Source organism: Jiangella rhizosphaerae (assembly GCF_003579925.1).
In the GTDB taxonomy this organism is placed as follows: domain Bacteria; phylum Actinomycetota; class Actinomycetes; order Jiangellales; family Jiangellaceae; genus Jiangella; species Jiangella rhizosphaerae.
On record NZ_QUAL01000020.1, the window covers coordinates 1 to 18849 of the forward strand.

Annotated in this window: 16 protein-coding genes and 1 pseudogene; 10 read left to right on the forward strand and 7 right to left on the reverse strand. The window is 73.1% G+C overall.

The window, feature by feature from the left end; translation table 11 throughout:
- Window positions 1-816 precede the first annotated feature (816 nt).
- Both cysC and DY240_RS02285 read right to left on the reverse strand, forming a co-directional pair.
- A complete protein-coding gene (gene cysC, locus DY240_RS02280) occupies window positions 817-2115 on the reverse strand; it encodes an adenylyl-sulfate kinase (RefSeq protein ID WP_199700643.1) in 1299 nt (432 codons plus the stop codon).
- A gap of 44 nt (window positions 2116-2159) precedes the next feature.
- Window positions 2160-2816 carry an NAD(P)H-binding protein gene (locus tag DY240_RS02285; protein ID WP_119658355.1) on the reverse strand — a complete coding sequence of 219 codons (657 nt, stop codon included), beginning with the start codon at window positions 2814-2816 and terminating at the stop codon, window positions 2160-2162.
- 75 nt (window positions 2817-2891) lie between these two features.
- On the opposite strand from DY240_RS02285, the gene tdh reads away from it, so the two are divergent.
- Together tdh and DY240_RS02295 are read left to right on the forward strand one after the other, a co-directional pair.
- Entirely contained in the window at window positions 2892-3923 is a 1032-nt protein-coding gene (gene tdh / locus DY240_RS02290; protein WP_119658356.1) for an L-threonine 3-dehydrogenase, read from the forward strand.
- Between the two features lie 9 nt (window positions 3924-3932).
- Window positions 3933-5114, forward strand: a complete 1182-nt coding sequence (locus DY240_RS02295) for a glycine C-acetyltransferase (RefSeq protein ID WP_119658357.1) — start codon at window positions 3933-3935, stop codon at window positions 5112-5114.
- Window positions 5115-5347: 233 nt separating this feature from the next.
- On the opposite strand, the pseudogene DY240_RS33945 reads toward DY240_RS02295, so the two are convergent.
- A pseudogene (locus DY240_RS33945) lies at window positions 5348-5416 on the reverse strand (winged helix-turn-helix transcriptional regulator); the annotation flags it as partial.
- A gap of 48 nt (window positions 5417-5464) precedes the next feature.
- On the opposite strand from DY240_RS33945, the gene DY240_RS02305 reads away from it, so the two are divergent.
- The gene (locus DY240_RS02305; protein ID WP_119658358.1) at window positions 5465-5995 is read left to right on the forward strand and encodes a pyridoxamine 5'-phosphate oxidase family protein; all 531 of its coding nucleotides are present in this window, start codon (window positions 5465-5467) and stop codon (window positions 5993-5995) included.
- Here DY240_RS02305 and DY240_RS02310 read toward each other — a convergent pair.
- Window positions 5953-8148, reverse strand: coding sequence for an MMPL family transporter (locus DY240_RS02310; RefSeq protein WP_119658359.1), 2196 nt, complete (start codon window positions 8146-8148; stop codon window positions 5953-5955). The two genes, DY240_RS02305 and DY240_RS02310, sit on opposite strands and share 43 nt — an antisense overlap.
- Window positions 8149-8310: 162 nt before the next feature.
- On the opposite strand from DY240_RS02310, the gene DY240_RS02315 reads away from it, so the two are divergent.
- The gene (locus DY240_RS02315) at window positions 8311-8769 is read left to right on the forward strand and encodes an iron chaperone (RefSeq protein WP_119658360.1); all 459 of its coding nucleotides are present in this window, start codon (window positions 8311-8313) and stop codon (window positions 8767-8769) included.
- Here the strand turns inward: DY240_RS02315 and DY240_RS02320 are convergent.
- Window positions 8766-9908 (reverse strand): M20/M25/M40 family metallo-hydrolase, encoded by a 1143-nt coding sequence (locus DY240_RS02320; protein WP_119658361.1) that lies wholly within the window; start codon window positions 9906-9908, stop codon window positions 8766-8768. The genes DY240_RS02315 and DY240_RS02320 overlap by 4 nt on opposite strands.
- A gap of 92 nt (window positions 9909-10000) precedes the next feature.
- Between DY240_RS02320 and DY240_RS02325 the strand changes: the two genes are divergently transcribed.
- The 6 genes from DY240_RS02325 (at window position 10001) to DY240_RS02350 (ending at window position 15517) form a co-directional block, all read left to right on the forward strand.
- Window positions 10001-10729 carry a hypothetical protein gene (locus tag DY240_RS02325; protein ID WP_119658362.1) on the forward strand — a complete coding sequence of 243 codons (729 nt, stop codon included), beginning with the start codon at window positions 10001-10003 and terminating at the stop codon, window positions 10727-10729.
- A complete protein-coding gene (locus tag DY240_RS02330) occupies window positions 10726-11358 on the forward strand; it encodes a MurR/RpiR family transcriptional regulator (RefSeq protein ID WP_119658363.1) in 633 nt (210 codons plus the stop codon). Before DY240_RS02325 ends, DY240_RS02330 begins: the two co-directional genes overlap by 4 nt.
- Before the next feature lie 2 nt (window positions 11359-11360).
- A complete protein-coding gene (gene menC / locus DY240_RS02335) occupies window positions 11361-12482 on the forward strand; it encodes an o-succinylbenzoate synthase (RefSeq protein WP_119658364.1) in 1122 nt (373 codons plus the stop codon).
- 22 nt (window positions 12483-12504) lie between these two features.
- The gene (locus tag DY240_RS02340) at window positions 12505-12741 is read left to right on the forward strand and encodes a FitA-like ribbon-helix-helix domain-containing protein (RefSeq protein ID WP_199700645.1); all 237 of its coding nucleotides are present in this window, start codon (window positions 12505-12507) and stop codon (window positions 12739-12741) included.
- Entirely contained in the window at window positions 12741-13136 is a 396-nt protein-coding gene (locus DY240_RS02345; protein ID WP_199700647.1) for a type II toxin-antitoxin system VapC family toxin, read from the forward strand. The genes DY240_RS02340 and DY240_RS02345 overlap by 1 nt, the downstream gene beginning before the upstream one ends.
- Before the next feature lie 200 nt (window positions 13137-13336).
- Window positions 13337-15517: an MMPL family transporter gene (locus DY240_RS02350; protein WP_199700649.1), complete on the forward strand. Its 2181-nt coding sequence runs from the start codon at window positions 13337-13339 to the stop codon at window positions 15515-15517.
- A gap of 52 nt (window positions 15518-15569) precedes the next feature.
- Here DY240_RS02350 and DY240_RS02355 read toward each other — a convergent pair whose 3' ends face one another.
- Complete coding sequence (locus DY240_RS02355; protein ID WP_119658367.1) at window positions 15570-16430, reverse strand: discoidin domain-containing protein; 861 nt, start codon at window positions 16428-16430, stop codon at window positions 15570-15572.
- Window positions 16427-18070 (reverse strand): alkaline phosphatase D family protein, encoded by a 1644-nt coding sequence (locus DY240_RS02360; protein WP_119658368.1) that lies wholly within the window; start codon window positions 18068-18070, stop codon window positions 16427-16429. Before DY240_RS02360 ends, DY240_RS02355 begins: the two co-directional genes overlap by 4 nt.
- Between the last annotated feature and the right edge of the window lie 779 nt (window positions 18071-18849).

The window sequence follows — 18849 nt, forward strand, 5'->3', positions numbered from 1 at the left end:
CGGCGAGGTCGCGGCAGCCGGCCAGCGCCGGCTCGGCGGCGGCCCAGCGGGCGACCGCGTCCGGCCGGCCGTCGGCGCGCAGCCGGTCCCACTCGTCATTGAGCCGGCCGGCCACGCCGGTCCCGGTCTGCCGCCGCGCTCCCGTGATCGTGACGCTCATGCGTCTCAGGCTGAGCGGCGACCCTTGCCCGGACGCTTGCCCGCACGCCTCTGACCAGCCGGGCAACGGTTGCCCGATGGGAAACGGCGCCCGCCGCCCGCCGCCGCGCCGGCGAACCCGCAGCTCGGGGGTGCTGGTCGTGCCGCTGGGGGTCTGCGGTCTGTTCGGACGGCAGAGCTCGATCGCGCGCGATGGAGGTCTGCGGTCTCATCGGACGGCAGACCTCTACCAGCGCGAATGGTCTGCGTCGGTGTGGCTGTCCCATGGGACGGCGGCCGCCGCCCGCCGCCGCGCCGGCGAATCCGCAGCTCGGGGGTGCTGGTCGTGCCGCTGGGGGTCTGCGGTCTGTTCGGACGGCAGAGCTCGATCGCGCGCGATGGAGGTCTGCGGTCTCATCGGACGGCAGACCTCTACCAGCGCGAATGGTCTGCGTCGGTGTGGCTGTCCCATGGGACGGCGGCCGCCGCCCGCCGCCGCGCCGGCGAATCCGCAGCTCGGGGGTGCTGGTCGTGCCGCTGGGGGTCTGCGGTCTGTTCGGACGGCAGAGCTCGATCGCGCGCGATGGAGGTCTGCGGTCTCATCGGACGGCAGACCTCCAGCGGCGCGGAGGGTCCCCGGCGCCCGGGCACCCTCCGCGGCCAGCCCGGCGGGCTGCGTCAGAGCCGCCCGCCCTGGTCGAGCAGGGTGATCACGGCATCCCGAGCGGCGACGACCGACATGCCGGTCGTGTCGATGACGAGGTCGGCGTCGTCGGGCTCCTCGTACGGGCTGGAGATGCCGGTGAACTCGGGGATCTCCCCGGCCCGGGCGCGTGCGTAGAGGCCCTTGCGGTCGCGTCGCTCGCACTCCGCCAGCGGGGTGGCGACGTGGATCAGCAGGAAGTCACCGTGCGCCTCCACCATGCTACGGACCTGTGCCCGGGTGGCGGCGAACGGCGCGATCGGCGCGCACACCGCGACGCCGCCGTGCTTGGCGATCTCGGCCGCGACGAACCCGATGCGCTCGACGTTGCGGTCGCGGTCCTCCTTCGAGAAGCCGAGCCCGGCGGACAGGTTGCGCCGGACGACGTCGCCGTCGAGGAGGGTGACGGTGCGGGTGCCGATCTCGGCGATCCGGTCGGCGACCGCCCGCGCGATGGTCGACTTGCCCGACCCGGACAGCCCGGTGAACAACAGCACCAGCCCGCGTTCGTGGGGCAGCGGCCGCCACCGGCGCCAGGCGTGCCGGCTCGCCGACGGCCAGTCGGCCGGCTCGGGGGCGGTGCCGTCGAGCCAGTCGCGCAGCGCGTCGGCCGAGGGCGGCTGCGCCGGCACGACCCGGGTGCCGCCGTACGCGACGGCGATCCGCGTGGCCAGCTCGTCGTCGCGGTCGTCGCCGTACTGCGGGGCGGGCACGACGACCAGTTCGGCCCGGCGTCCGTCGCGGCGCAGCCGGTCGCGCAGCGTCAGCGTCGCCGAGATGACGTCGGCGGCGTCGGGCCCCGGCACGGCGCGCGGCCCGTCCAGCACGATCAGCAGCACCGGCTGACCGGCCTTCGCCGTCGCGGCCTCGAGCGTGCGCAGATCCACCGGGTCGCGGGTCACGACGGCCGCCGCGCCGTCCAGCCGCGCCTGCTCGGGCGTCCGCCGGTAGGCCGCGTACGCCCCGCGCGGCTCGTCGTCGTCAGTCGCCGCCGCCGCGCGGCGGACCGTCCCCTTCACCGTCAGCCGCCGCTTGCGGGTGGTCGCGGACTCGACGGTGACGACGGCGACCGGCGCGCCCTCGGCGTCGGTGATGGTCAGCTCGCTACCCGGCGCGGGCTTCTTGGCCGGCAGCGGGTCGAGCTCGACGGCGACCGCCGGCGGCGGTGCGGCGGCCCCGGGCACGGCGATGCCGAGCAGCGCCAGCTCGAGCGTGGTGAGGGCGATCGGATCGGGGGTCAGTGCGGGACCGGGGGTCGGTTCGGCGGCGGCCACGGCGCCCAGCTTAGGGCCGTCGGCAGGCCGCGACGGAACTCGTCTCAGCCCGCCAGCGCCCGCACCGCGTCGTCGACAGGGACGTCGCCGCCGACCAGTTCCAGCGTGAGCCGCGCGGTGCCCGGCTGGTCCAGCAGCGCCAGGAGCACCGCCGCGACGTCGTCGCGGGTGACCCGGCCGCGCGAGACCGACGGCGCCAGCCGCACCCGGCCGGTGCCGGGGTCGTTCGTCAGGCTGCCGGGGCGCAGCACCGTCCAGTCGAGGTCGCGCCGGCGCAGGTCGGCCTCGCTGTCGCCCTTGGCCTTCAGGTAGACCTGGAACACGTCGCCGGGGTCGGCCGGCGGCTCGGTCGTCGCGCCCATCGACGACACCAGCAGGTAGCGCCGCACCCCGGCCAGTTCGGCCGCGTCGGCCAGCAGCGCCGCCGCGCCGCGGTCGACGGTGTCCTTGCGGGCGGCGCCGCTGCCCGGCCCCGCGCCGGCGGCGAACACGACGGCGTCGGCGCCGCGCACCTCCGCGGCCACCTCGTCCACCGTCGCCCGCTCGAGGTCGACGACGACGGCCGTCGCGCCGGCCGAGGCGAGGTCGCCGGCCTGGTCGGGGTTGCGGATGAGGCCCACCGCCGTGTCGCCGCGCAGCGTGAGCAGCCGTTCCAGCCGGAGTGCGATCTGGCCGTGCCCGCCAGCGATGACCACCTGCATTCGGCGTAGGGTAGCCGACCGCGTCTCACGGGGTGGACAGCAGCCCCCGCCACCTGGTGCGTTACGCTCGCGCGGGTGAGAGCACTGGTCAAGGCCGGACCCGGCGCCGGGCTGGAGCTGACGGACGTCCCGATGCCGGCGGCCGGGGCGGGCGAGGCGCTGGTCCGCGTGCTGCGTACCGGCATCTGCGGCACCGACCTGCACATCGTGAACTGGGATCCGTGGGCGCAGGCGAACATCGTCCCGCCGCTGGTCGTCGGGCACGAGTTCGTCGGCGAGGTGGTCGAGGTCGGGCCCGGCAGCCGCGGCGTCCAGGTGGGCGACCTCGTCAGCGGCGAGGGCCACATCGTGTGCGAGCGGTGCCGGCACTGCCGGGCCGGTCAGCGGCACCTGTGCCCGAACACGCAGGGCATCGGCGTGCACCGCGACGGCGCGTTCGCGGAGTTCATCGTGATGCCCGCCGGGAACCTCTGGCGGCACCCCGACGGCATCGACCTCGACGCGGCCGCGATCTTCGACCCGTTCGGCAACGCCGTGCACACCGCGCTCAAGTTCCCGGTGCACGGCGAGGACGTGCTGGTGGCCGGCGCCGGGCCGATCGGCATCATGGCCGCGCTGGTCGCCAAGCACGCCGGCGCCCGCAACGTCGTCATCACCGACGTCAATCCGTACCGCCTGGAGCTGGCCGCCCGGCTGGGCGCCGGCACCACCGTCGACGTGCGGTCGACGACGCTGGAGGAGGTGCGGCAGCAGCTGGGCATGGCCGAGGGATTCGACGTCGGCATGGAGATGTCCGGCGACCCCATCGCGCTGCACGACATGATCGAGTCGATGGCCAACGGCGGGCGCATCGCCATGCTCGGCCTGCCGTCGAAGGAGAGCAGCGTCGACTGGTCGCGCATCGTGCTGCGCATGCTCACCATCAGCGGCATCTACGGCCGGGAGATGTACGAGACCTGGTACCAGGCGTCGGTCCTGGTCGCCGCGGGGGTCGACATCGCCCGCGTCGTCACCCACCGGTTCCCGGCCGCCGAGTACGAGGCGGCGTTCGAGGCGGCCGGCAGCGGGCACAGTGGCAAGGTCATCATCGAGTGGGCGCAGCGGTAGGAGGACGCGATGTACGGAGCGATGCGCGAGGAGCTGCGCAAGAACCTCGACGAGATCCGGGCGGCCGGGTTGTACAAGCCCGAGCACGTCATCGGCAGCCCGCAGAGCGCCCGGGTCACGCTGGCCGACGGCCGCAGCGTCCTCAACATGTGCGCCAACAACTACCTCGGCCTGGCCGACGACCCCGGGCTGATCGAGGCGGCCAAGCGCGGCCTCGACGAGTGGGGCTTCGGCATGGCGTCGGTGCGGTTCATCTGCGGCACGCAGACCATCCACACCGAGCTGGAGCGCAGCATCTCCGACTTCCTCGGCACCGAGGACACCATCCTGTACAGCTCCTGCTTCGACGCCAACGGCGGGCTGTTCGAGACGCTGCTGGGCCCCGAGGACGCCGTCATCTCCGACGCGCTCAACCACGCGAGCATCATCGACGGCATCCGGCTGTCCAAGGCGCGCCGGCTGCGCTACGCCAACGCCGACATGGGCGAGCTCGAGGCGCGGCTGAAGGAGGCCCAGGACGCCCGGTTCCGGCTGATCGCCACCGACGGCGTGTTCTCGATGGACGGCTACCTCGCGCCGCTGGACCGCATCTGCGACCTCGCCGAGCAGTACGACGCGCTGGTCATGGTCGACGACTCGCACGCGGTCGGGTTCATCGGCGAGAGCGGCGGCGGGACACCGGAGCACTTCGGCGTCACCGACCGCGTCGACATCGTCACCGGCACGCTCGGCAAGGCGCTGGGCGGGGCCAGCGGCGGCTACACGTCGGGGCGGGCGGAGATCGTGGAGTACCTGCGGCAGCGGTCGCGGCCGTACCTGTTCTCCAACTCCGTCGCCCCGTCCATCGTCACCGCGGCGCACGCCGTGCTGGAGCGGCTGGTCTCCGGCGGCGAGCTGCGCGCCCGGCTGCGCGAGAACACGCGGTTCTTCCGCTCGGAGATGACGGCGCTCGGCTTCGACGTGCTGCCGGGTGAGCACCCGATCGTCCCGGTCATGATCGGCGACGCCGCCCGCGCGGCGCGCCTGTCGGAGCTGCTGTTCGCCGAGGGGGTCTACGCGGTCAGCTTCAGCTACCCGGTGGTTCCGCACGGCGCGGCTCGCATCCGCACCCAGGTCTCGGCCGCCCACACCCTCGACGACCTGCGCGAGGCCACCCAGGCCTTCGTCCGCGCCCGCGACGCCCTCGGCTGACGGGCTCGGCGGACTGGGCGCCGACCATCATCGTCACGATCGAGCGCCGGGGCCTTCCTCGATGTCCACCTCGTCGCCGCGGAGCAACTCGCCGCAGTGGGAGCAGCGCACCTCAGCGCGCACATGCTCTCCGCACGCCTGGTGCCGCAGCAGTACCGTGGTCCGGCCTCGCCCGCCGTCCAGCGGTCGCCCCAGGCGGTGATCGCCATCAGCACCTGCGTGAGCTCCAGCCCCTTCGGCGTCAGTGCGTACTCGTAGCGCGGCGGCCGGTCGGAGTACTGCCGCCGCTCCAGCACGCCCATAGCTTGAGTTCCCTCGAGGAACTGACCACCACGCCCCGGAAGGCCGCGATGACCACGACCACCGAGCCCACCAGCCAGCCGATCGCCGAGCTGCTGTTCCAGGCAGACGCGGTGCCGATGAGCACCGATCCGGCCACCATCAAGTCATGGCCGGCGGCGGCCGAACAGCTTGCCGCGGCACCCAAGTACTGGCTGTCCACGAGCCGGGCGAGCGGCCGTCCGCACGCGATGCCGGTCCTGGCGGTGTGGGTCGGCGGCGCGCTGGTGGTCAGCACGCGGCCCGGCACGGTGAAGGGCCGCAACCTGGACCACGGCGGGGGGTGCGTCGTGACCATCGCGACCGAGACCATCGACCTTGTCGTCGAGGGCGACGCGACCCGGATGACCGACCCCGAGCGGCGGCAGCGCGCCGCGGCGGCCTTCGCGGCCAAGTACGACTGGCGGTTCACGCTGCGCGACGGCCGCATCCACGACGACACGCTGCCGGGCTCGCCTGAGTACGCCTTCTACGAGATCACCCCGACGAGGGCGTTCGGCTATGGCGCCGACGGGTTGACGGCGACCCGCTGGCGGTTCTGATCCTCCTGGGCGCCGGTGAGCCGGGCGCCCTCGATGTCGACGTCCGGCAGCAGCCGGTCCAGCCACCGCGGCAGCCACCAGGCGCGGTCGCCGACCAGCGCCAGCACGGCGGGCACCATGGTCATCCGTACGACGAACGCGTCGACGGCGATCGCGACGGCCAGCGCGAAGCCGATCTGCCGGACGTCGGCCGCCTCGTTCAGGATGAACCCGCCGAACACGCTGATCATGATGATCGCCGCCGCGGTGACCACCCGCGCACCGTGGCCGAACCCCGTCGTGACGGCGCCGACCGCCGGCTCGCCGTGGGCGTACGCCTCGCGCATCCGCGTCACCAGGAACACCTCGTAGTCCATGGCCAGGCCGAACACGATGCCGACGACGACGATCGGCAGCATGCTGTTGATCATGCCGACCTCGTCGACGCCGACGCCGGTCAGCCAGCCCCACTGGAACGCCGCGACCATCGCGCCGAACGTCGCCGCCATCGTCAGCAGGAAGCCGAGCGCCGCTTTCAGCGGCACGACCAGCGACCGGAACGCCAACATCAGCAGCACGAACGACAGCCCGACGACGACCAACAGGTACGGCAGGAGCGCCTGCGACATCCGCTCGGAGAAGTCGATGAACAGCGCCGTCGTGCCGGTCACCAGGACGGCCGCGCCGGCGGGTGCGTCCGCACCTGCAAGCTCGGAGCGGATCGCCTCGACCAGCCGCTCGGTCTCCGGGCTGGACGGCCCGCTCGCCGGGACGACGGTGACGACGGCGGTCCGGCCGGCCGGGTCCAGCTCTGGCGGCGTGACCAGCGCGACCCCGTCGAGCCCTCGCAGGCCCTCCGTGACGTCGGCGGCCGCGGACTCGACGCTTCCGGCGCCGTCGACGACCACCAGCAGCGGCCCGTTGAAGCCCGGCCCGAACCCCTCGACGGTGAGGTCGTAGGCCTGGCGTTGCGTGGTGTCGGCGGGGTAGGTGCCCTCGTCGGGCAGCCCGAACCGGACGTCCAGCATGGGCAGCGCGAGCACCGCGAGGCCGGCGATGCTCGCCGTCAGAGCGACGACCGGGTGCCGGGTGACCAGGCCGGCCCACCGGCGGCTCAGCCGCGGCGCGTCGTCCTCCGGGTCGGCGGCGCGGGACCGCAGCCCCGGCAGCGTGGACAGCATCCGCCGTCCGGCGAACCCGAACAGCGCCGGGAGCAGGGTCAGCGCGATGACCACGGCGATCGCGACGGTGACGGCGGCGGCCAGGCCCATCTCCGTCAGCATCGGGATGCCGACGACGGCGAGCCCGGCCAGCGCGATGACGACGGTGAGCCCGGCGAACACGACCGCGGTCCCGGCCGTGCCGATCGCCCGGCCGGCCGCCTCGTCACCGGGCACGCCGGAGGCCAGCTCGTGGCGGTAGCGCGAGGCGATGAACAGCGCGTAGTCGATGCCGACCGCCAGGCCCAGCATGGTGGCGAGGATCGGGGTGATCGTGCTCAGGTCGACGAACGCCGTGGCCGCGGTGACCAGCGCGACGCCGACGCCCACGCCGACGATGCCGGTGAGCAGTGGCATGCCCGCCGCGATCAGCGACCCGAACGTGATGACCAGCACGAGCGCGGCGACGGCGATGCCGAGCAGCTCGCTGCCCAGTTCCGGCTCCGGCTCGACGGCCGTGCCGGCCAGCTCCACCCGCAGCCCGGACTCGCGGGCGAGGTCGGCGGCGTCCTCCAGGGTCTCGCGGGTCTCCGGCTCCAGCGACAGGAAGTCGACGGCGTAGGTGACCTCGGCCAGCGCGATGCGGCCGTCCTCGGACACCAGGCCGGCGGCGAACGGGTCGACCACCTCGGCGACCTGCGGCCCGGCATCGATCTCGGTGACGGCGTCGACGATCGCCTGCTGGTGGGCCGGGTCGGTGACGGTGCCGCCGTCAGGCGCCGCGAACACCAGCCGCGCCGCCGCGCCGTCCGGCGAGGAACCGGGGAACCGCTCCTGCAGCAGGTCGAACGCCTCCTGCGACTCCGTGCCGGGGATCGCGAACGAGTCCGACGTCGGGCTGGACAGCGTCGCGGCGGCCACCCCGGCCAGCGCGATCACCGCCAGCCAGACGGCACCGACCAGCCGGCGGCTCCGATACGAGAACCGCCCGATCCGGTACAGCAGGGTTGCCACGACAGCCTCCGACAGTCACTCGACTTAGAACGTTTCTACTTTCTGAGAGTAACTGTCAGCTTGTGGGCGACGCAAGATCGGTCAGGATTCGAGAAGCGGCGGGTCGTGCGAGCTCCCTAGCCTGGGTCGTGTCAGTACAGGCAGCACGGGGAGGACCGGCCGATGAGCACGCAGAAGTCCGGCGCGACGTACGAGGGGTTCGACGAGGCCGAGCGGGCCGCGATGAAGGAGCGGGCCAAGGAGCTGAAGAAGTCCAAGGGCGGCAAGCGCGATCCCGAGGCCGAGCTACTGGAGAAGATCGCCGAGATGCCGGAGTCCGACCGCGTGCTGGCCGAGAAGATCCACGCGCTCGTCCGGTCCGCCGCGCCCGAGCTCGCTCCGCGGACCTGGTACGGCCAGCCCGCCTACGCCAAGGGCGGCAAGGTGATCTGCTTCTTCCAGGCCGCGGCGAAGTTCGGCACGGAGTACGCGACGTTCGGGTTCAACGAGGCACCGCTGCTGGACAACGGCACGATGTGGCCGACGGCGTTCGGCCTGCGGAACCTGACCGCCGCCGACGAGGAACTGCTCGCCTCGCTGGTGAAGAAGGCGGCCGGCCAGTCGGCCGGCGCGGCGGGCTAGATCTCGGCGAGCACCGCGGCGACCAGCCGGGCCCGCTCTTCCAGCGACGCGACCACGACCTGCTCGTGGACGGCGTGCGCGCCGGCGCCGCGCGGGCCGAAGCCGTCGAGCGTCGGGACGCCGAGCGACCCGGTGGTGTTGGTGTCGGCGCCGCCCGCCGCCGGTGCGCCGCCGATCCGCAGGTCGAGGGTCGCCGCGGCCCGGCGCACGGTGCCCAGCAGGGCGGCGCTGGCCTCGCCCGGTGCCCACGTCGGCCGCCGCGACATCACCTCGGCGGTCACCGCCGCGCCGGACCGGATCGGCCGCAGCGACGTCAGCCCGTCCAGCACCACCCGCTCGGACTCGGCGTCGGCGAACCGCAGCCCGATGTCGGCGTGGGCGGCCGCCGGGACGACGTTCGTGCGTCCGCCGCCGGCGATGGTGCCGACGTTGCACAGCACGTCGCCCGGAGCGTGCCGGACGATCGAGCGGACCAGGATCAACTGGTCGACCAGCTCGTCGACGGCGGAGATGCCGGCGCCGGGATCGAGCGCGGCATGCGCCTCGACGCCCTCGACCGCCAGCCGCAGCCGGGTGCTGCCGCGCCGTCCCGACTTCAGTGAGCCGTCCGGGTGCGGCGACTCGAACCCGAGCACGGCGACGGCGTCGCGGGCGGCCTCGGCAACCAGCGCGGACGCCGTCGGGGAGCCGACCTCCTCGTCCGCCACCACGACGACGCGCACCGGCGGGCGTCCGGTGCCGCCGGCCTCACCGGCGTCGCGGGCCAGCTCGAGGGCGGCCTCCATGACGACCAGGCCGCCCTTCATGTCGTAGGCGCCCGGGCCGTGGGCGACGCCGTCGGCGACCCGCCACGGCATCGGGCCGTCGAGCTGGCCGACCGGCCACACGGTGTCGTGGTGCCCGAGGAACAGCACCGGCGCCGCGCCCGCCTTCGCGCCCCGGCCGGGGTGCTCCATGACCAGGTGGTCGCCCCCGGGCGCGGCGACCCGGCGCACCGTCGCGCCGAGCTCGCGGTGCCGCGCCAGCAGGACCTCGCCGAACGCGTCCAGCCGGGCGGCATCGCCGGTGGGCGTTTCGTGCCGGACGTAGCTCTCGAGCCGGTCGACCATCGCGTCGACGTCGGGTGCGGTACCGTTCATCTCACCACTATACGTTTCGTATCATCGTCATCGTGGTCGGCCTACGGGTTGCTCTGCGTGATTTGCGATCCGTATCTGCTCCTAGGAGGGTCATGATCCCGCGCGTCGAGCGACTCACGTCCGCCGCCGACCTCGCCTCCGCCGCCCGCCTGTACCGCGAGGTGTTCGGCTACGAGGACCCCGCGCACTCGGTGAACCCGCGGCTGCTCGCGTCGCTGGCGGCCAACGGCGGCTCGGTGGTCGGCGTCCGCGGCGACGACGGTGAGCTGGTCGCGTTCGCGTACGGTTTCGTCGGCATGGACCGCGGCGAGGTCTACCACTACTCGCAGGCCGCCGTCGTCGCCGCCGGGCAGCAGGGGCGCGGGCTCGGGCGGGCGCTCAAGCGCGGCCAGCGCGAGGTCGCCCTCGCCGGCGGGCAGACCCGCATGCGCTGGTCGTTCGACCCGTCGGTGGTCCGCAACGCGCACTTCAACCTCGACGTGCTGGGTGCGACGGGGCGGTGGTTCCGGCCGGAGTTCTTCGGGCTGCCCGACACCGACCGCATGATCGTCGACTGGGACCTCGACGACGAACGCCGCGCCCGCGAGGCCCCGGCGCCCGCCGTCCTGCCCGCCGACCTCGCCGACCCGGCCGGATGGCTGCGGCCCCGTCCGGCCGGCCCGGACACCTGGCTGCCGCTGCCGCTGACGTCCACCCCGGAGCAGCGGCGCGAGCTGGGCGCCGTCATCGGCTCGCTGATCGCCGACGGCTCGGTCGCGACGTCCTGCGTCCGGGTCTCGACGCAGACCGGCGCCTACCGCTTCGTCCGGGCCACGCCATGACCGAGCTGACCAGCCCGTCCCAGCGGTTCGGCGCCCGGCTGCAGCGGCCGTCGTCGGCGGCGGCGCTGCAGGCGCGGGTGATCGAGCAGGAGACGCGGACGCTGGCCGAGGCCTTCGAGCGGGTGGCCTCCGACGGCTCGGTGGTGGCCGCCGCGGCGACGGTGGTGGCGGCGCGGCGCCGGTTCGTCGCCGGCACCGGCAAGTCGTTCGCGTACGCGTCGCTGCTGGCCGTCGACCTGTCCGCCGGCCTGTCCAACGTCACGCTGGTCGACGGCACGCTGGTCCGGCACCTCGACGTGCTGGCCGACGTCCGCGACACCGACGTGCTGGTGGCGGTCTCGCTGCGCCGGTACCGCCGCGAGACCGTCGCGCTGGCCGGGCGGTTCGCGGCCGCCGGCGGCACCGTCGTCGCCGTCACCGACACCGCGGCGTCGCCGCTCACCGCCGTCGCCGGGCAGTCCATCGTCGTGCCGACCGCGAGCGCCTCGTTCGCCGACTCGCCCACCGCCGTGGCCGCCGTCCTGCACCTGCTGGCCACGCTCACCACCGCCAGCGCGAAGGGTGCCCGGCGCCGGCTGGCCGAGCGCGACCGCCTCGCCCACGACCTCGACCTCTACTGGGAGGACTGACCGTGCGCGTCACCCATGCGTCCCTGCACCTGGTCAGGCTGCCGCTGGTGCACCGGTTCCGCACCAGCTCGCACGCCAAGGACCACCTCGACCACATCCTCGTCCGCCTCACCGACGAGTCGGGCACGGCAGGCTGGGGCGAGATCGCCTCGCCCACCGACCCGTTCTACTCGCCGGAGACCGTCGACACCTGCTGGCTGGTCGCCGAGCGGTACCTGCTGCCGTCGCTGCTCGGGGTGCGCTGGGACGACCCCGCCGAGGTGGCCGGGCTGTGGGCGAAGGTGCGCGGCCACCAGTTCGCCAAGGCCGGCGTCGACATCGCGGCGTGGACGCTGTGGTCGCTGTCCGGCGGGGTGTCGCTGGCGACGGCGCTCGGCGGCGTCCGTTCGTCCGTGGTCGCGGGGGTGTCGCTGGGCATCGAGCCGACCGTCGACGACCTGCTCGCCGAGGTCGCCAAGCACGTCGACGCCGGCTACCCGCGGGTGAAGCTGAAGATCGCCCCCGGCTGGGACGTCGAGCCGGTGCGCGCCGTGCGGGCGGCGTTCCCGCAACTGATGCTGCACGTCGACGCGAACGGCGCCTACGGCGAGTCCGAGGACGAGGTGGCGGCACTGCGCGCGCTCGACGAGCACGGCCTGACGATGATCGAGCAGCCGTTCGCGCCGCGGAACCTGCTCGCCCACGCCGCCCTGCAGCGCGACGTCGAGACCCCGGTCTGCCTCGACGAGTCGATCGACACGCTCGACGACCTGCGGACCGCGGTGGTGCTGGGTGCGTTGAAGGTGCTCAACATCAAGGTGTCGCGCATGGGCGGGCTCGGACCGGCGGTGGCCGCGCACGATCTCGCGGCCGAGCACGACATCCCGGTCTGGTGCGGCGGCATGCACGAGTTCGGCGTCGGCCGCGCCGCCAACGTCGCGCTGTCCAGCCTGCCCGGCTTCACACTGCCGTCCGACGTGTCCGCGTCGGACAAGTACTACGAGCGCGACGTCGTCACACCGCCCATCTCCGCCTCGGGCGGGGTGGTGGAGGTGTCCACCGGCCCCGGCCTCGGCCACACCGTCGACGAGGAGTTCGTCGCCTCGGTCACCGTCCGTTCGTCGACGCTCGGTGAGGAACCGTGACCGGTAGCGCTAAAATAGCGCTATGAGGACGATCCAGGTGCGTGAGATTCCGAATGAGGCGTACGAGACCATCCGCGAGCGGGCGCGTGCCGAGGGAAAGTCGCTGCAGTCGTACATGCGCGATCAGGTGATCGCAATGGCGGCACGCCCCACCAAGCGGGAGTCCGTCGCCGCCCTCGAGGCGGCACTCGCCAGCTACGGGCCGGCGAAGACCAACGCGTCGGCGATCGCCGGCGACGTGCACGCCGACCGTCGCTGATGGCGTTCGTCATCGACGCGTCGGCGTTGGTGTATGCCGCGATCACCAGTGCGGACCCGGCTGCGCGGCTGCGGCGCCGGCTCAGCGACGACACCGTCCACGCGCCGCATCTCATCGACGCCGAACTCGGCAACGTGCTCCGGCGCCACGTCCAGCGTGGCGATCTCACAGCGGCGCACGGCGAAGCCGTCCTCTCGGCGGCGCCCAGGCTCATCGACCATCGGTACGAGCACACCGGCGCCATCGCGACCGCCGCCTGGGCACTGCGCGACAACGTCACCTTCTACGACGCCGTCTACGTCGCGATCGCCGCGGCGCTCGACGTCCCGCTCGTGACGGCGGACCGCCGGCTCGCCAGCGCCCAGGCGTTGCCCTGCCGCGTCGAGCTTCCGTAAATCGGCTGGTCAGCGGGACATCTCTGGGCTTACCCCAGCGTGGAACCGGGGGATTCCCCCAGGGTGAATCGGGGGCTTTCCGGGTTACCTCGCGACGCGTGCCCGGCGAGAGTGAGACGCGACTTCACCGACTCTTGCCGACGGGACGCATCATGACCACGACCCTTCCTCTCGACCGACCGCCAGCACCGACTCCGCCCTTGCCACCGCCGCCGCGCCGCGGCCTGGTCGTGCGCGTCGCCCGCTGGAGCGCCACCCACAAGTGGCTGGCCATCGTGCTCTGGCTGGCGTTCGTCGCGGCCGCGATCGTCGGCGGCGGCGCCGTCGGCACCAAGGAGGTGGAGGACGGCGAGAACGGGGTGGGCGCCTCCGCGGGCGCCGACAAGGCGCTCATCCAGGCCGACTTCGACGACCCGTTCACCGAGTCGGTGCTGGTCCGGTCCGCCGACGGCGGCGCCGTCGACACCGGCTCGGACGCCGTCACGACGCTCACCGCCAACCTCGCCGCCGCCCCGGGCGTGGCCGGCGTGTCCGACCCGCAGGTGTCCGAGGACGGCACCGCCGCGCTCTACGAGGTGACGCTCGACGTCCCCGAGGGCACCGACGCCGAGGAGGAGGACGCCGCCAGCGCGGCTGCCGCCGAGATCGCGGAGGTCGTCGACGACACCGACCCGGCGCTGACGGTCGGGCAGGTCGGCGACGCGTCGCTGGGCGAAGCACTCGACCAGGTCTACGAGGACGACCTGCAGCGAGCCGAGTACCTGTCGCTGCCGGTCAGCCTGCTCATCATGCTCGTCGTGTTCGGCGCGCTGATCGCGGCCGCGGTGCCGGTGCTGCTGGCGCTGTCCTCGGTGGTCGCGGCCATGGGGCTGTCGGCGTTCGCGTCGTACGTCGTGCCGTCCACCGACATCCTGGCCTCGGTCGTCCTGCTCGTCGGCATGGCCGTCGGTGTCGACTACTCGCTGTTCTACGTCCGCCGCGAGCGGGAGGAGCGCGAGAAGGGCCGCGGCACCATGGACGCCGTCGCGGTCGCCGCGGCGACGTCGGGCCGGGCGGTCGTCGTCTCGGGCATCGCCGTCATCATCGCGATGGCGGGCATGTTCTTCGCCGGCGAGGCGACCTTCCAGTCGCTGGCCATGGGCACCATCCTGGTCGTCGCGGTGGCCGTCGTCGGCTCCGTCACGGCGCTGCCCGCCCTGCTGGCGATCTTCGGCCGCTGGATCGACCGGCCGCGCATCCCGCTGCTGTGGCGGCTCCGTCGGCGCGACGGCGGCGAGCCGCGAGTGTGGCGCGCCGTGCTCGGCCCGGTGCTGCGGCACCCGAAGACGGCGCTGGTCGCGGGCCTGCTGGCGCTGCTCGCACTCGCCGCCCCGGCGCTCGGCATGAAGCTGTCGCAGCCCGGCATCTCCGACCTGTCCAAGGACGTGCCCGAGGTGCAGACGTACGACGCCATCACCACGGCGTTCCCGTCCGAAGGCGCCGCGCACGACATCGCCGTCTGGACGCCCGACGGCTCGCCGCTGGACACCGAGGCGGCCGACGGCGCCGTCGCCGGGCTGAGCGCGCAGCTCGCCGCCGACCCGGAGTTCGCCGCCGGCGACGGCCTGGTCGCCGAGTACTCCACCGACGGCTCCGTCGCCCGCATCGACGTGCCGGTGCCGTACGAGCACGACGACGAGCGCGCCGAGGACTCTCTGCGGGTGCTGCGCGACGATCTGGTGCCGGCGGCCTTCGGCGGCATCGACGGCGTGGAGACGGGCGTCACCGGGATGACCGCCGGCAACGTCGACTTCCGCGGCCTGCTCGCCGACCGGATGCCGATCGTCATCGGGTTCGTCCTGCTCATGACGATCGTGGTGCTGGTGATGGCGTTCCGTTCGCTGGCGGTGGCCCTCACCGCCGCCGGACTGAACCTGCTCTCCGTCGCCGCCTCCTACGGGCTGCTGACGCTGGTGTTCCAGAACAGCTGGGCCGAAGGGTTCCTCGGCTTCGAGTCCACCGGCGCGATCATCACCTGGCTGCCGCTGTTCCTCTTCGTGATCCTGTTCGGCCTGTCGATGGATTACCACGTGTTCGTCGTCAGCCGAATCCGCGAGGGCGCCAAGGCCGGCATGACGACGCGCGAGGCGGTCCGCACCGGCATCATCCGCTCCGCCGGCGTGGTCACCAGCGCCGCCGTGGTCATGGTCGCCGTGTTCTCGATCTTCGCGACGCTGGGCGCCATCGACTTCAAGCAGATGGGCGTGGGCCTGGCCGCGGCGATCCTCATCGACGCGACCATCGTCCGGGCCGTGCTGCTGCCGTCGATCATGGTGCTGCTGGGCGAGCGCAACTGGTGGCTGCCGAAGCCCCTGCACAAGCTCCCGGCGCTCGAGCACTGAGCCACCGAACCGAGGGCCGTCCGCACGACGCGGGCGGCCCTCGGTCCGATGGTCAGCTCGTGAAGACCTCGACCTCGATGAGCCGCGAGTAGTCGCGGTTGTTCGACGCCAGGCCGACGATCCGGACGGCGTCCGCCGTCACCGGCGCGAACGTCGACGTCACCCGGCCGGCGGTGTTGCCGCGCACCTCGTCCACCGTCTGCCACGCCCCGCCGGCGCGCACCTGGACGTCGAAGTCGCGCAGGCCGTAGCGGGCCGCCGGGTAGCGCGTCGAGTCCAGCGTCCAGGTCTCGACCCGCGAGATCGACGCCGGCGCTGCCAGCGTGACGTCGTAGGTGTCCGGGAAGACGCCGCTGGTGCCGTCGTTCCAGCCGGTCAGCGTGTCCCACTGCTCGGAGTCGGTGTTGCCGTCGACGGCGCCGCAGACGTCGAAGTTCGCGTGCGTGGACGACGCCACCGCCTGCTCGCCGAGCGCGAGGTTCGCGCCGTCACCCTTCGGCGGCTGCGGCAGCACCTCGACCGGGACGGTAACCTCCGCGCCGTCCGTCGTCGCCCGCACCTCGTACGAACCGGGCTCGGCGTCGAGCGGCACGGTGACGCCGATCCGCGCCGTGACGGTGTGGTCGGGATCCCAGGCGGGCAGCCACGACGACACCAGCCGGCGGTCCAGCACGACGGGGCCGCCGGCGGCCAGCTCGACGTCGGCGTAGAGGTCGGCCGTGCCGGCGTTCGTCATGCCGAGCTGGAACGAGCTCGGCAGGCACGGCAGCCCGACCACCCGCACGCCGCCCTCGGGCGTCGCGGCGAGCCGGACGGGGTCGTCGTCCGGCCGTGCCGCCGTGCTCGCCACCGCCGTGAGCAGGCCGAGCACCGTCGCCGCACCCGCCACGACCGCGATCTGCCGCCGCTTCATGCCTGGCCTCCCACCACGTGGATGCTCGGGTCGCCGTCCTCGACGGCGAGCAGGGTGCGGGTGCTGACCGTGCCGTCCGGGACGGTGACGCGGTCGACCACCCGGTAGTCGGCCAGCCACCGCTCCGGCGTCACCTCGACCCGGACGTAGCCGCGCTGGAAGTTCGAGAACTTCACGTGCGGGTTCTCCGCCAGGATGGTCAGGCCGCCCTCGTCGTTGTCCATGCCGTCGCGGCCGGAGCTGATCGACGTACCGACGAACTCTGTGCCGATGACCGGGGCCGCGGGGTCCGCGTAGTCGGCCTTGAGCTCGGAGACGACGCTGCGGTGCAGGTCGCCGGCGATGCTGACGAGGTTGCGCACGCCCCGCTCGGCCGCGCCGCCGAGCACCCGCTGCCGCGACGCGACGTAGCCGTCCCAGGTGTCCATCGGGACGATGACGTCGGCGCCGGCCCGGGTGTCCAGCTGCGCGATCGCGGTCTGGTGCGCCAGCACCTCCCAGCGTGCGGACCGTTCCGCGAACCCGTCCAGCAGCCAGCGCTCCTGCTCCGCGCCGGTGATGGTGCGGTTCGGGTCGAGCGAACCGGGGTTCGGCGAGTCGGACCCGTCACCGGCCGCCTGGTCGTCGCGGTACTGGCGGGTGTCCATGAGGTTGAAGCGGACGAGGTCGCCGTACTGGAAGCGCCGGTACAGCTGGACGTCCGGCCCGATCGGCTGCTGCGACAGGCGCACCGGCATGTGCTCCCACCAGGCGCGGAAGGCGTTGGCCCGGCGGACGAGGAACTCGTTGCGGGTCGGCGTGGGCGTGTTGCCCTCGGGGATCTCGTCGGCCCAGTTGTTCTCGACCTCGTGGTCGTCCATGGTGACGATCCACGGCGCCGAGGCGTGCGCGGCCTGCAGGTCGGCGTCGAGCTTGTACAGGGCGTACCGGCTGCGGTACTCGTCGAGCGTGACCGTCTCGCGCAGCGTGTCGGCCGGGAGCTGCTGCTGACGCACGCCGGCGCCGACGCCCACGCCGTACTCGTAGAGGTAGTCGCCGAGGTGGAAGACGACGTCGTGCTCGTGGGCGGCGAGGTCGCGGTAGGCGGTGTAGAACCCCTCCCAGTACGCCTGACAGGAGGCGAAGGCGAACCGCAGCGCCTGCGGCGAGTCGCCGGGGGCGGGCGCCGTGCGGGTGCGGCCGACGGGGCTCACGTGCCGGCCGACGCGGAAGCGGTACCAGTACTCCCGCCACGGCCGCAGCCCCTGCACGTCGACGTGGACGCTGTACGACTCCTCGCGCCGGGCCCGGGCGCTGCCGCTGCGCACGACGCGGCGGAAGTCCGGGTCCTCCGCGACCTGCCACAGCACCATCACCGGGCGCGGGCCGAGGCCGCCGAACGGCTCCAGCGGCCGGGGCGCCAGCCTGGTCCACAGGACGACGGAGTCGCTGAGCGGGTCGCCCGACGCGACGCCCAGCGCGAACGGATACTCGGGCAACTGGGTGAGCTCGACGGCGGACCCGTCGGCCGACGCGAGCCCGGGCAGCGACCCCACCACGGCGAGGCCCATGGCCGCGCCCGTGACGGTGAGGAACCTGCGCCGGGTGGCGTCGATCGCGTCCAGCCTGAGCCCTCGGAAGGGGTTGTGGTCGCCGGTCATGACTGGACAGCAGATCAGCCGCATCCGACCACAGACCGGACATCAGGTGTCCGGTTGTCGAACAGCTTTCGGTGCCTGTCCGGTCTTCGAGATGGTGGGTCGCGTCTGGGTTGGCCTGGGGTTGCCGCGTTGGGGCCGTCCCCCTGCTGCCCGATTGTCTTGGCCGCGGGCGCGCGCCTCAAGTCCGCGCGCGTTGTGGTCGGGCTCCGCTGTGGTTGGGGCGCTTGGACTTGACCCGCGCGCCCGCGGCTAAGAACGGGCAGCTATCAGGGGGACGGGGGAAGAGCGGCGACGGCGCTAGGCCTCTGCGCCCGTTTCGGTGTGAGTTTGGTGTCGTGGAGCGTCCGCCTGGTGAGATTTCACCGTGATTCGGGGGCCATCACGAGGATTACCCCAGCGCCAACACCCCTACAGTCATGGTGATGCTCACGGAATCCTCGTGATGTAGGCGATCGCCGATGGTCATCGCTGTCCACAGTCCGACAAAGCACGCGAAACGGGCAGGACAAGTGTGAGGCGTGCCCACATCCTCCCCGTCCCCCTGATAGCTGCCCGTTCTTGGCCGCGGGCGGGTGGGTCAAGCGGTCATCGTCGCGCGAAGCGCCACTAGTCCGCTTGACGCGCTCGTTCGCGGCAAGAGAATGGGGCAGCAGGGGGACGGGGAGCCCCGGCGAACGCCGGGGAGAACAAACGCTGCCGTACCGGCGCACAGGTACCGGCGCGAGAGTCCTGGCGCGACCCCCATCGCCGTCCGCATCGTCGCGACTCTGTCGGTGGGA

What these genes read in the sequence shown, in the direction of transcription:
- DY240_RS02355 (WP_119658367.1), bottom strand. Translation starts at nt 16,430, where the DNA reads ATGAAGCGGCGGCAGATCGCGGTCGTGGCGGGTGCGGCGACGGTGCTC.
- DY240_RS02325 (WP_119658362.1), top strand. Translation starts at nt 10,001, where the DNA reads ATGATCCCGCGCGTCGAGCGACTCACGTCCGCCGCCGACCTCGCCTCC.
- DY240_RS02315 (WP_119658360.1), top strand. Translation starts at nt 8,311, where the DNA reads ATGAGCACGCAGAAGTCCGGCGCGACGTACGAGGGGTTCGACGAGGCC.
- DY240_RS02360 (WP_119658368.1), bottom strand. Translation starts at nt 18,070, where the DNA reads ATGACCGGCGACCACAACCCCTTCCGAGGGCTCAGGCTGGACGCGATC.
- DY240_RS02330 (WP_119658363.1), top strand. Translation starts at nt 10,726, where the DNA reads ATGACCGAGCTGACCAGCCCGTCCCAGCGGTTCGGCGCCCGGCTGCAG.
- DY240_RS02295 (WP_119658357.1), top strand. Translation starts at nt 3,933, where the DNA reads ATGTACGGAGCGATGCGCGAGGAGCTGCGCAAGAACCTCGACGAGATC.
- DY240_RS02285 (WP_119658355.1), bottom strand. Translation starts at nt 2,816, where the DNA reads ATGCAGGTGGTCATCGCTGGCGGGCACGGCCAGATCGCACTCCGGCTG.
- DY240_RS02320 (WP_119658361.1), bottom strand. Translation starts at nt 9,908, where the DNA reads ATGAACGGTACCGCACCCGACGTCGACGCGATGGTCGACCGGCTCGAG.
- DY240_RS02340 (WP_199700645.1), top strand. Translation starts at nt 12,505, where the DNA reads ATGAGGACGATCCAGGTGCGTGAGATTCCGAATGAGGCGTACGAGACC.
- DY240_RS02305 (WP_119658358.1), top strand. Translation starts at nt 5,465, where the DNA reads ATGACCACGACCACCGAGCCCACCAGCCAGCCGATCGCCGAGCTGCTG.
- DY240_RS02345 (WP_199700647.1), top strand. Translation starts at nt 12,741, where the DNA reads ATGGCGTTCGTCATCGACGCGTCGGCGTTGGTGTATGCCGCGATCACC.